This is a genomic window from Streptomyces bambusae (assembly GCF_019400985.1).
Taxonomy (GTDB): domain Bacteria; phylum Actinomycetota; class Actinomycetes; order Streptomycetales; family Streptomycetaceae; genus Streptomyces; species Streptomyces bambusae_A.
The window spans coordinates 1-11,825 of the sequence record NZ_WTFF01000236.1; the positions used below are offsets into that span (position 1 = coordinate 1).

The 11,825-nt window shown below is 74.6% G+C and carries 9 protein-coding genes and 1 pseudogene; 5 read left to right on the forward strand and 5 right to left on the reverse strand.

Annotated elements, in window-relative coordinates:
* Positions 1-895 (forward strand): annotated as a pseudogene (locus tag GPJ59_RS26320) (hypothetical protein); the annotation flags it as partial.
* On the opposite strand, the gene GPJ59_RS26325 reads toward GPJ59_RS26320, so the two are convergent.
* Positions 879-1,679, reverse strand: a complete 801-nt coding sequence (locus GPJ59_RS26325) for an SGNH/GDSL hydrolase family protein (RefSeq protein WP_219670185.1) — start codon at positions 1,677-1,679, stop codon at positions 879-881. The pseudogene GPJ59_RS26320 and the gene GPJ59_RS26325 sit on opposite strands and share 17 nt — an antisense overlap.
* A 213-nt stretch (positions 1,680-1,892) precedes the next feature.
* Here GPJ59_RS26325 and GPJ59_RS26330 point away from each other — a divergent pair, with 213 nt between their 5' ends.
* On the forward strand, positions 1,893-2,990 hold the full coding sequence (locus GPJ59_RS26330; RefSeq protein ID WP_219670186.1) for a DUF5925 domain-containing protein: 1,098 nt from the start codon (positions 1,893-1,895) through the stop codon (positions 2,988-2,990).
* Positions 2,991-3,170: 180 nt separating this feature from the next.
* Here the strand turns inward: GPJ59_RS26330 and GPJ59_RS26335 are convergent, their stop codons facing one another.
* A complete protein-coding gene (locus GPJ59_RS26335) occupies positions 3,171-3,557 on the reverse strand; it encodes a GntR family transcriptional regulator (RefSeq protein ID WP_219670187.1) in 387 nt (128 codons plus the stop codon).
* 71 nt (positions 3,558-3,628) lie between these two features.
* On the opposite strand from GPJ59_RS26335, the gene GPJ59_RS26340 reads away from it, so the two are divergent.
* The 3 genes from GPJ59_RS26340 to GPJ59_RS26350 all read left to right on the forward strand — a co-directional run bounded on the left by GPJ59_RS26340 (position 3,629) and on the right by GPJ59_RS26350 (position 6,391).
* Positions 3,629-4,570 (forward strand): GNAT family N-acetyltransferase, encoded by a 942-nt coding sequence (locus GPJ59_RS26340; RefSeq protein ID WP_219670188.1) that lies wholly within the window; start codon positions 3,629-3,631, stop codon positions 4,568-4,570.
* 49 nt (positions 4,571-4,619) lie between these two features.
* Positions 4,620-5,102, forward strand: a complete 483-nt coding sequence (locus GPJ59_RS26345) for a DUF402 domain-containing protein (RefSeq protein WP_219670189.1) — start codon at positions 4,620-4,622, stop codon at positions 5,100-5,102.
* Positions 5,103-5,332: 230 nt separating this feature from the next.
* A complete protein-coding gene (locus tag GPJ59_RS26350; RefSeq protein ID WP_219670190.1) occupies positions 5,333-6,391 on the forward strand; it encodes a lytic polysaccharide monooxygenase in 1,059 nt (352 codons plus the stop codon).
* 36 nt (positions 6,392-6,427) lie between these two features.
* Here the strand turns inward: GPJ59_RS26350 and GPJ59_RS26355 are convergent, their stop codons facing one another.
* The 3 genes from GPJ59_RS26355 to dnaE all read right to left on the reverse strand — a co-directional run bounded on the left by GPJ59_RS26355 (position 6,428) and on the right by dnaE (position 11,734).
* Complete coding sequence (locus GPJ59_RS26355) at positions 6,428-7,285, reverse strand: esterase/lipase family protein (protein WP_219670191.1); 858 nt, start codon at positions 7,283-7,285, stop codon at positions 6,428-6,430.
* 112 nt (positions 7,286-7,397) lie between these two features.
* Positions 7,398-8,396: a DNA polymerase Y family protein gene (locus tag GPJ59_RS26360; protein WP_258024939.1), complete on the reverse strand. Its 999-nt coding sequence runs from the start codon at positions 8,394-8,396 to the stop codon at positions 7,398-7,400.
* Between the two features lie 275 nt (positions 8,397-8,671).
* Entirely contained in the window at positions 8,672-11,734 is a 3,063-nt protein-coding gene (gene dnaE, locus GPJ59_RS26365; RefSeq protein WP_308120493.1) for a DNA polymerase III subunit alpha, read from the reverse strand.
* Positions 11,735-11,825 lie beyond the last annotated feature (91 nt).

An 11,825-nucleotide genomic window follows, 5' to 3' on the forward strand; every position in this document is an offset into this window, starting at 1 on the left:
GGCCACGGTCCGTACGGGCGCCGCCGAGGCGCAGACGCGGGGCCGGGCAGGGGCCTTCGGCCCGGCCCCCTCCCCCGTTCCGCCCCCGCCGCCCACGTCGCCGGCCGTCGGCGCGGAAGGCGATGCAGGCGGCGGAGGCGGCGGGAGCGGGCGGGCCGGGTTGGTGCTGACGGTGGGGGTGCTGGTGCTGCTGGTGGCACTGGTCGTGCTCGGCTGGGCGCTGCTGAAGGACCGCAAGGGCGGTGAGGGCAGCGGGCGGAACGGCCCCGCGGGCAGCACCTCCTCAGCGACCGGCGCGACCGGCGGGACAGGTAGGACCGGCGCGACCGGTGGGACCGGCACCCTGCCGTCCGGCCGGGCCTCGGCATCGGCCTCGTCCTCGGCGGCGTACGGAGGCTCCGCCGGCGCCGGGCGGCCCTCGGCCTCGGCCTCCCGGTCCGCGGGCCGGTCGCCGTCGGCGTCGGACGGGGCGGCTCCGGGCACGACGCAGCAGCACGTCACCGTGTCCGTCCGCACCGTGCGCGGCAGCTACACCGGCCCGTGCCCGCCCCCGCACGCACAGGCCCCCGCCTTCGTGGCGACCGTGGTGGTGGCCCGTACGCCGACGGTGCTGGAGTACCGCTGGGCCGTACGCGAAGGCGACGCCCCGGCCACCGGCAGCGGCTGGCAGTCCGTCACGTACGAGGCGGGCGGGCCGAAGGGCCGGCAGCTGACCCGGACCCAGCTGGTGCGCCGCTCCGGAGCGGTGCGGCTGGAGGTGCGCGCCCCGGTCCAGGCCTGGTCCGCCTGGGTGGAGTACGCCGTCACGTGCGACGAGGGGGAGGGCCCGTCGGGCGGACCCTCCCCCTCGCGGTCGGCACTGCCGGTCGCGGGGGCCGCTACGCGGCGTTCGTGAAGACCGGCAGGTAGCCGCCCGACTGTCCGGCGGCGGTCGGGTGGTACGACTCGCCGATGTTGAGCCAGTTGACGCTGTGCAGCCACGCGGCGCCGGAGCAGATCTCGTGGCCGGTGAAGGCGCCGGCGACCGAGGCGAAGGTGAAGCCGTGGTCGGCGGCGCGCTTGGCTATGGCGGCGTTCAGGTGGTCGGCGGCGCCGTTGATGGCGGCCCGCTCGTTCTCGGTGAGGCCGGCCACGCAGGTGCCGTTCAGCTTGTAGAAGCGGGGGTAGCCGAGGACCACCACGCGGGCGCCCGGGGCACGTCCTTCGATGGCGTCGTAGACCTGGTCGAGCTTGCCGGGCAGGGTGGTGTCGACGTACGCCTTGGCCTGGTTGATGCGACTGATGCAGGTGCTCTCGGACTGCAGGACGCAGGTGGTCATCACGTCGGCGAAGCCGGCGTCGTTGCCTCCGACGGTGATGCTGACGAGGTCGGTGCCGGAGTTGAGCGGGCCGAGCTGGCTCGCGCGCACGTCGTCCGTACGGGCGCCCGAGCAGGCGGTGAAGGCGAAGGACTGGGGGGCGTGGGCGGCGGCCCAGAGCGCCGGGTAGGCGCGGGTGGTGCGCTTGCAACTCCCGCTGGCGCTGTCGTAGTTGCCGGCGCCGACGCCGGAGGAGTACGAGTCGCCGAGCGCGACATAGCCGAAATCGGCCGCGGCCGAGGCCTGGCCGGCGCCGAACAGCGCGGCGCCCGCGGCGAGTAACAGGGACGATGCCAGGGCGGCGCATCGCGTCAGTTTCATGGGTGCGGCTCCTTGTGGGGGTTGTCTGCCGACTCCGTGGTACCGGCGCGAAGGCGTGGCTGGAAGTGTCCATGCCAAGAAAATTCGGGGGAGGGATCCGCCGCGAATCTTCACGTCCGATGCGTTTGGAGGAGGAAGAGCGGCACTCGTTCCGGCGAACGAACCGGGGAAACACGGGTGCGCGGGCCACCCCCGTGCCGGATCATGGGCGCCATGCCAGCCAACCCTCAGGACGCGCTGCCGATCCGGCTCACCATCGACGACAGCGACTCCCCGGCGGACGTGGTCGACGCGCTCTTCCTCGGCCGCTTCGCGTCCGGTGAACAGCCGTACGCCCAGAGCGTGACGATCGAACGCGTGAAGCCGGGAGCGAGCCTGCTGCCGCCCGCCGCCACCGTGCTGCGCTCGGCGCGCGACACCGACCGCAGCGCCACCCTGGCCGAGGGCGAGGGGTGGACGGTGCTCGTCTCGCGCTGGAGCCGGGGCGCGGACGTGACGGTGACGGCGGTCAGCGACGAGCTGGCGCTGAGCGTGCTGGGACAGGCGACGGACGGGGTGCAGGACGAGCCCGAACCGCAGCCGGAGAACGTCACGATGGGCTTCTGGTACGTCTCGCCCCGCCGCGGCCCGTACCGTACGACGCGTCAGATCGCGGCCGGCACCTGGCCGGAGGTCCGGGCCAACTACACGGCGCCGGTCGCGTCCGCGATGGACCGGCTGATGAAGGTGACCCCGGACGACATCGCGGGCCGCCTGCTGCTGCTCCACGGCCCGCCGGGCACCGGCAAGACCTCGGCCCTGCGGACACTGGCCCGGTCGTGGCGGGACTGGTGCCAGGTGGACTGCGTCCTGGACCCCGAGCGGCTGTTCAACGACGTCGGCTATCTGATGGACATCGCGATCGGCGAGGACGAGGGCACGCAGAAGGGGCGCTGGCGGCTGCTGCTGCTGGAGGACTGCGACGAACTGATCCGCGGCGAGGCCCGGCACACCGCCGGGCAGGCGCTGTCCCGGCTGCTCAACCTCACCGACGGCCTGCTGGGGCAGGGCCGCAACGTGCTGGTGGGCGTGACCACCAACGAGGACCTGGAGCGGCTCCACCCGGCCGTCGTCAGGCCGGGCCGCTGCCTGGCGAGGATCGAGGTCGGCAAGCTGACCCACCGCGAGGCGGTGGACTGGCTCGGCACCGACGAGGGCATCGGCCGCGAGGGCGCCACCCTGGCCGAGCTCTACGCCCTCCGCCGCGGCTCGGGCCCGGCGGCGGTGCTCCCGCCGCAGTCACAGGGGGCGGACTCGGGGCTGTACCTCTGAGCCCTCCATGGGCAACGCCGTTCGGTGGGCGGCGGCAGGGGCGGTCCTCAAGGCTGTGCTGCGGCACGCGCGTGCGGCCGGCGAGGCTGGCCCGGAGCACATGAGCGAGCTCGGCGACCTGCCGGGACGCGCGTGGGGTGCGCACCGCACCTCCCGTCGCGCACTGCACCGAACCGACGCCTAACGCCCGTACCGGGCCCGGAGGGCGGTGAGGGCCGCCGTCGTGGCCTCGTCGAAGGTCAGGCCCAGGCGGTCGGCCCGCTCGGCGAAGGCCTGGGCGGCGGCCGCCGCCTCCCGCGCCGTGGCGTCCCCGGCGGCCGCCACGAACGTGCCGTGCCGCCCCCGCGTCTCGATCACGCCGTCGGCCTCCAGGGCCCGGTACGCCTTGGCGACCGTATTGGCGGCCAGGCCCAGCTCCTCCGCCAGCCCGCGCACCGTCGGCAGCTTGAAACCGGCCGGCAGCCGCCCCGACCGGGCCTGGTCGGCGATCTGCGCGCGCACCTGCTCGTACGGGGCCGGGGCACCGGCCGCCGCATCGAGGGAGATCTTGAGGTTCGTCGAGGTCACGGGCCCGATTGTCCACCATGGCCCGGTAATTCGGAGGCGGTCGCGCAGGTCCGGCACGTAGCTTCGGCCGTATGACCGTCATGATCCGCGACCTCCGCCCCGCCGACCCCGCGGACGTGGAGTCCGTCGTACGGGTCCGCCGCACGGCCCTGCCGTACCTGCTCAGCACCCCCGAGGGCATCGCCTTCGAGCTCGCCGGCGCCAACCCGGCCAAGCGCTACCGCGTCCTGGTCGCCGAGACCGGCGACGGCCGCATCGTCGGCACCGCCCAGGTCGGCATCGCCTACGAGAGCCCCGAGCCGGGCCGGTCGTTCGTCAACGCCTACGTCGACCCGGCCGCCCGCGGGCTCGGGGCCGGCAGTGCCCTGCTCGCCCACGCCGAGGAGTACCTGGCGGGCGAGGGCGCCGTGGAGGTCTACGCCTGGGTGCTGGACGAGCCCGCGAACCGGGCCTTCGCCGAGCGGCGCGGCTACCGTGCCGGCCGGTCCGCGCACTTCCTGCGTCTGGACCTGGCCGGCGCCGCCCTGCCGGACATCCCGGCCCTGCCCGCCGGGGTCGAACTGCGCCCCGCCTCCGCCTTCACCGCCGACCCGCGCCCCCTCTTCGAGGCCGACGCGGAGACGACCGCGGACGAACCGGGCGACGTCGGGGCGGAGTTCGACGACTACGAGGACTGGGTGCGGCACACCTGGAACAACCCGGACCTGGACAAGGAGCTCACCGTCGTGGCCCTGGTCGACGGCGCGGTGGCCGCCTTCACGGCCGCCCTCACCGACGGCGGGACCCGCTACGGCTCCGGCATGACCGGCACCCTGCGAAACTTCCGCGGCCGGGGGCTGGCCAAGCTCGTGAAGACCGCCTCCCTGCACCGCGCCCGGGCGGCCGGCTACCGGGAGGCGTTCACCGGCAACGACACCGGGAACGAGCCGATGCTCGCCGTCAACACCTGGTTCGGCTACGAGATCTGCGCGACCGAGGTCCGCTACACGAAGAAGCTCAAGGAACAGCCGTGACGCCGGCGACGGCGACGGCGACGAGGACGAGGACGAGGACGAGGACACGATGACCGACCTGCTGACGGTGGCCCTGGTCAAGGCCGGCCGCACCAAGATCCGCTACACCGCCGAACCGCTCGCCGACGACGGCTCCCGGGTCACCGTCCGCGCGCCGTGGGCCGCCGACGGGGTCCGCGACTTCGGCTTCGTCCGCTTCGAGCCCGGCGACGTGTTCGTCGAGCACTTCTGGCGGGACCGCTGGTACGCGGTCAAGGAGGTCCGTACGGCCGACGGCGTCCGCAAGGGCTGGTACTGCGACATCACCCGGCCCGCGGTGGTACGGGACGGCGAGATCACCGTGGAGGACCTCGACCTCGACCTGTGGGTCTCCGCGGACGGTTCGGACGTACGGCGCCTGGACGAGGACGAGTTCGCCGCGAGCGGCCTCGCCGACCGCGACCCGGAGGCGGCCCGCGAGGCCCTGGCCGCCCTCGACACCCTGGAACGCCTGGCAAAGGCGGGCACCCTCACGGACCTGCTGGGCCGCTGACCGCGGGCCGGGCCCGACCGGCCGGGCACTGATGCCGGGCACTGATCCTGTCGGCCCGCTTAGCCCTTCCTTAAGCGGAGCGTAAGGATCAGCTTCGGCCGCCGGAAGGGCCCTGAACAGGGGTTCCGGGCCGCTAGCTTGGCCGGGCCAGGGAGGGCATGAAGCGGCGCCGCGGTCCCGTACGGGGGCGGCGCCGCGCGGCCCGACGTCCGCTCGAAGGAGATCCGCCCATGCCCGCACGCCGTCGCACCGCACGCCGTCGTACCGCGCTCCGTGTCGCCGCCCTCGGCTCCGCGCCGCTCGCCGTGGCCGCGTACGCCGTCGCGCCGGCCGCCGCCCACGGGTCGATGACGGACCCGGTCAGCCGGGTCGCGGCGTGCTACGCGGAGGGGCCGGAGTCGCCGAAGTCCGCGGCCTGCAAGGCGGCGGTCGCGGCCGGCGGAACGCAGGCGCTCTACGACTGGAACGAGGTGAACATCGCCAACGCGGCCGGCAACCACCGGGCGCTGATCCCGGACGGCCGGCTCTGCTCCGCCGGCAGGGACAAGTACCAGGGCCTGGACCTGGCCCGCGGCGACTGGCCGGCCGGCCCCATGACGGCGGGCGCGCACACCTTCCGCTACAAGGCCACCGCCCCGCACCGGGGCTCCTTCGAGCTGTACATCACCAAGGACGGCTACGACCCGACCCGGCCGCTGAAGTGGTCGGACCTGGAGCCGGCTCCGTTCGCCAAGGCCACCGACCCCTCGATGTCGGGCGGGGAGTACGTCTTCTCCGGCACCGTCCCGAACAAGTCCGGCCGCCACCTGATCTACAGCATCTGGCAGCGCTCGGACAGCCCGGAGGCCTTCTACACCTGCTCCGACGTGGTCTTCGGCAAGGACAGCAAGGACGGCAAGGACACCGGCAGCACCGCGCCGGGCGGCAGCACCGGCAGCACCACGCCGGGCGGCGGCGCGAAGCCCTCGGCCGAGCCGTCCGGGAAGCCCGCGCCCGGGCCGTCGGCGCCCACCGACCAGCAGATCGCCGCCGGCCGGGACAAGTCCACGGTGGAGCACTACGGCCACGGCGACGACGACCCGAAGACCAACGGCTCGACCACCGCCGCCCCGGCCCCCGCGAACAACGCGGTGCCGGCCGGCGGCAAGGGCACGAACCTCGCCGAGACCGGTGGCGACAGCAGCACCCCGCTGATCGCCATGGCCGGCGCGGGCGTGCTGGCCGTCGGGGCGGCCGTCCTGTTCGGACTGGCCCGCCGCCGTGCCGCCGGGGGGCGGCACGGCAGCTGACCCCGACGGCACGACAGGGGCCGCCTGCGCGTCGCGTCAGTCGAAGACCGACGCGCAGGTGGTCTGCCGGGCGTGCGCGGGATCGAGCGCGTTGACCGCCTCGTGCCAGGCGATCCGGTCGGTGAGGCCGATCGCGACGTGCTCGGAGAGGTCCAGGAGGCACAGGTCCTGCAGGACCACGTTGCGGACGTTCGACCCGCTCAGGAACTGGCTGCGGTACGGGGTGACCACCTGGTCGTACCGGGTGGAGATGACGGTGTAGTCGACGCCCGGGACGGTGTCCCCGCCGGCGTTGAGCTTGGTCAGGAAGGCGGAGCCGGCGATCTGGTCGGCCAGTCCGGGCGTGTTGGCGCTGATCAGGTCCTCGGCGCCGGGGAAGTAGGGCAGGAGCTCGGTGAAGCCGAGCAGGTTCGTCCCGTGGTTGTCGGGTGCGAGCCCGACCAGCGCGCGCACCTTGTCGGCGCCGCCGAGGAACTTCAGGTAGTAGCGCGGCATCATGCCGCCCTGGGAGTGGCCGACGATATCGGTCTCGGCGGCGCCGGTCGCGGCGAGCACCTTGTCGACGAACGTGTCGAGCTGTTCGGCCGACTTGTCGATGGGGCCGAGGCCGTGGAAGAAGGGCACGCCGGGCAGTTGCCCGTAGTCGAGCGAGTAGACGCAGTACCCGCGGTGAGCGAGGTACGGGGCGAAGCCGAGCCAGTTGTCGACGGAGTTGCCGAAGGTGCCGTGCACCAGGACGACGGGGCGCGGGTGCTCGGCGGAGGGCTTGCAGGACCAGTTGTTCCAGCCGCTGCTGGGGGCGGACGCGGCCTGTGCGGTGCCGGCCGGGGCGAGGGCCGCGGCGGCGAGGGCGAGGACGGCGAGCGGGCGGAGCAGGCGTCTCCAGGGCAGCATCGGGTGATCTCCTTGCGGTCAAGGCGATGAACACGTGGGGGCGTTCCCGTGATCCGGATCACAAGGGGTAGCTGCTGCCGCTAAATTACGGCTGAGTAGCAACACTTGGAAGTTACGCGTCGGTAAAAAATCCCGTGTCGGGTGGGCCCTGTGCTACGCCGCGGGCGATCGCGGCCGGTCCGAAGCGGGCGCGGACCCGGTCGGTGACGGCCTCCAGCCGCCGGGCCTTCTCGTCCTCCGGGTCCAGGCTGAGCTGCCGGGACGCCCGTTCGGCGGGCAGCAGCCCCTCCGCGCGCAGCGACACCGCGCGGACCCGGGCGCGCTGGAGGCCGAGGGCGGCGTACATCCCGTAGGCGGCGCCGGTCAGGGCCGCCGCGTGGGCGGTGGCCTCGGCGAACGTCCGGGTCCGGGTGACGGAGGTGCGGTCGGCGCAGCGCACGGTGAGCGTCAGCGACCGGCAGACCCGGCCCTGCGCCCGCATCCGGGCACCGAGCTCCTCGGTGAGCGACAGCAGGGCGCGCCGGTGCCGTACGGGGTCCAGCTCGTCCCGGTCGAACGGCCGCTCGGCGGCCAGCGACCGCGCGGCGGCGCCGGGCTCCACCGCGGTCCGGTCGATGCCGTTCGCCCGCTCCTGGACCTCCCGGCCGGCCCGGACGCCGAGGATGCGGCGCAGGGTGGCGGGCGGGGCGGCGGCGACCCGGCCGACGGTGTCGAGACCGTACGAGCACAGCACCCGGGCCGCCTTGGCGCCGACGCCGTCCAGCGCGGTGACGGGCCTGCGTGCCAGGAACTCCCGTACGGCGTCCGGCTCCTGGCCGACCTGCACGGTCTGCCCGTACCGGGCGTCGCGGGCCGCCGTGCGAGCCAGCATGGGGTTGCCGCCGATGCCGATCGCGCACTCGACCCCGTACCGGGCCAGGGCCCGGACCCGGATCAGGGCCGCCAGGTCCGGGGCGGTGCGGGCGAAGTAGCGCAGGGCGCCGTGGACGTCCGCGAGGGCGGAGTCCGGGGGGAGGGGCTGGACGACGGGGGTGAGGGCGGTGAGCAGCTCCAGCAGGCCGGCGTAGGTCTGCGCGTCGAGGGGCTCCCCGTCGAGCCGGCGCAGCCGCAGGCACAGCACGGCGCCGGCGCCGCTGCCGCTGCCGCTGCCCGGGGCCTGTTCCCCTACCCGCCCCTTCCCGAAACCGGGGCTGCCGCCCCGGACCCCGCCTTCGGGGGCTCCGCCCCCGTACCCCCGCGCCTCAAACGCCGGCGGGGCTGGATAGATCCAGCCCGCGCGGCGTTTGAGCGCACCGGGCGCGGAGCGCACGGCTGGGGGTCCGGGGGCGCAGCCCCCGGTTACGGGAAGGGGCGGGGAGGGGAGATGGCCCCGCAGGGCTCGGTCGGTCATCCCGCGCTCCCCGGGCTCGAATGCCACAGCTTGCGCCCCGTCGCCGCCCCCTCGCCCGCCGGCTGGAGGTCCGCCCACGGATGCATCTCGTACCCCGTCGGCAGATGGACGCGCCGGCCGGAGTCACCCCCGCCGGGAACGACCGGCTCGGCCAGTCGCGCCGCGACCGCCTCCAGTCCGCCCTCCGCCCGCAGCTCGGCCAGTTCCGCCAGGTTCCACGCGGCCGAGCCGACCACGCTCAGGCTCTGCGGCCCCCGGCGCTGGACGACGCCGCGTACCAGCAGCAGGAAGGAATGGAACACGGTGTGCGCGCACGCCTCGTGGCTGTCGTCGAAGAAGGCCAGGTCGACCAGGCCCGTCCCGTCGTCCAGGGTGGTGAAGACGACCCGCCGCCCGGAGCGGATCGGCGGGGTCTGGGTGGCCGCCTTGGCGCCCGCGACCAGCACGGTCCGCCCGTGCTCGGTCTCGCGCAGCGAGCGCGCCGGGACCACGCCCAGCTCCGCGAGGAAGGCGTGGTGGTCGCCCATCAGGTGCCGGGACGCGTCCATGCCGAGCACGCCGAGCTCGGCGCTGAGCCGCTCGGCGTCGTCCAGGTCGGGCAGGCCGAGGGAGGCGGTGGAACGGCCGCCCTCCAGGGGGAGTTGGCCGCCCCGGCCGCCGCCCCGGCCGCCGCCGCGCGTCCCGGCGGCCCGCTGCGCGCCGTGGAGTTCGGACAGGTGCAGCAGCAGGTCGCGGCGGTTCGCCCCGAACGCGTCCAGTGCACCGACCTGCGCCAGCCGTTCGGCCACGGGCCGCCCCGGGTGGGCCCGGTCCCAGAAGTCGCGCAGCGAGGCGTACGGCTGCCCGTCCTCGATCCGGGCCGCCTCCGCCCCGCTCATGCCGTGGACGTCGGACAGGGCCAGCCGCAGACCCCACACCGGAGGCGCGCCAGCAGCGTCAGCAGTGTCAGCAGCACCAGACACCAGTTCGATCCGATGGGCGGTCGCCGAGCGGTTCACGTCCAGCGGCAGCACCGGCACCCCGCGCCGCCGCGCGTCCGCCAGCAGCAGCCGCTTGGGGTACATGCCGGGGTCGTGCGTGAGCAGCCCGGCGTAGAACGCGGCCGGGTGGTGCGCCTTGAGCCAGGCGGACTGGTACGTCGGTACGGCGAAGGCCACCGCGTGCGCCTTGCAGAAGCCGTAGCTGCCGAACGCCTCGACGATCTCCCAGGTACGCGCGACCACCTCGGGCGCGTACCCCCGCTCGGCCGCGCACCGGGCGAACCAGGCCTTGATCCGCCCCTGCGACTCGGGGTCGGACAGGCCGCGGCGCACCCGGTCGGCCTCGGCGCGACCACAGCCGGTCAGGATGTCGACGATCCGGATGATCTGCTCGTGGAAGACCACCACCCCGTACGTCTCACGCAGCGGGCCCTCCAGGTCCGGGTGCGGGTAGCGGACGGGGGCCCGTCCGTGCCGGGCTTCGATGAAGGGGCGCACCATGTCGGCCGCCACCGGGCCGGGCCGGAACAGGGAGATGTCCACGACCAGGTCGTGGAAGGTCGAGGGCTGGAGCCGGCCCACCAGGTCGCGCTGGCCCGGGGACTCGATCTGGAAGCAGCCGAGCGTCTCGGCGGAGCGGATCAGCTCGTACGTGGCCCGGTCACCCGGCGGCACCTGCGCCGGGTCGTCCAGGTCGATCCGCCGCCCCGTCGTCCGGGCGATCTCGGCGACCGCGTGTGCCATCGCCGACTGCATCCGTACGCCGAGCACGTCGAGCTTGAGCAGGCCGAGGTCCTCCACGTCGTCCTTGTCGAACTGGGACATGGGGAAGCCCTCGCCGCTGGTGGGCACCACCGGGGTGCGGGCGAGCAGGGAGGCGTCGGAGAGCAGCACCCCGCACGGGTGCATGGCGATCCCGCGCGGCAGCGCGTCGAGGCCCTCGACCAGCTCCCACAGCCGGCCGTACCTGTGGGCCTCGGCCCGTACGCCTGCCAGCTCCGGGAGTTCGGCCAGGGCCGCGCGGGCGTCGCGGGCCCGGATGTGCGGGAAGGCCTTGGCGAGCCGGTCGGTCTCGGCCGGGTCCAGGGACAGGGCGGCGCCCACGTCGCGGATGGCGTGCCGGACCCGGTAGGTCTCGGGCATGGCGACCGTGGCGACCCGCTCGGCGCCGAACCGGCCGATGATCTCCCGGTAGACCTCCAGGCGGCGGGCGGACTCCACGTCGATGTCGATGTCGGGCAGCACCGGGCGCCGCTTGGACAGGAACCGCTCCATCAGCAGGCCCTGTTCGACGGGGTCGGCGTGGGCGATGCCGAGCAGGTGGTTGACCAGGGACCCGGCCCCGGAGCCGCGCGCGGCCACCCGGATGCCCATCTTCCGTACGTCGTCCACCACCTGGGCGACCGTCAGGAAGTACGAGGCGTAGCCGTGGTAGGCGATGACGTCGAGCTCCTCGCGCATCCGGTCCCAGTACGCGCGGCGGTCCGCGTAGCCGCGCAGCACCATGCCGGCGCAGGCGCGGGACTCCAGCACCCGCTGGGCGGTGCGGTGGGCGGCGCCCACGAGCCAGGGTTCGGGGAAGTGCACCGAGCCCATGCCGAGGTCGTCCTCGGGGTCGACCACGCAGCCCTGGGCGGTGCGCCGGGTGTCCTCCAGCAGCCGGCGCGCGTCGGCCGGGCGCAGCCCCGCGGCCTGGGCGATCCGGTCGGCGGCCGCGGCCATGGCGGCGGGGTCCTTGAGCCAGCGCTCGCCGCTGTCGAGGGGGCCGCGGGGGTCGATGGGCACGAGCCGGCGGGCGGCGTCGAGGACGTCGGCGACGGGGCCCTGGCCAGGGTCGGCGTACCGGACGGCGTTGGTCAGGACGGCGGTCAGCCCCTGGTCGGCGGCGAAGCCCACGGTACGGGCGGCCAGCCGGAGCGAGCCGGGACCGGTGCCGCTGCGGCCGTGGTGGACGGCCTCCAGGCGGAGCGCGTCGCCGTACACCTCGCGCCAGGGCGCGAGCAGCCGGGCCGCCCGGTCGGGGCGGCCGGCGGCCAGTGCCCGGCCCACCTCGGAGCCGGGGCCGAGCAGGACGTACACGCCCTCGCCTGTCTCTTATACCCCTCTGACGCCGCCGACGATCTTACGCGTGTAGATCTCGGTCGGGAGGGTCCGGATCTCTACAGCAACG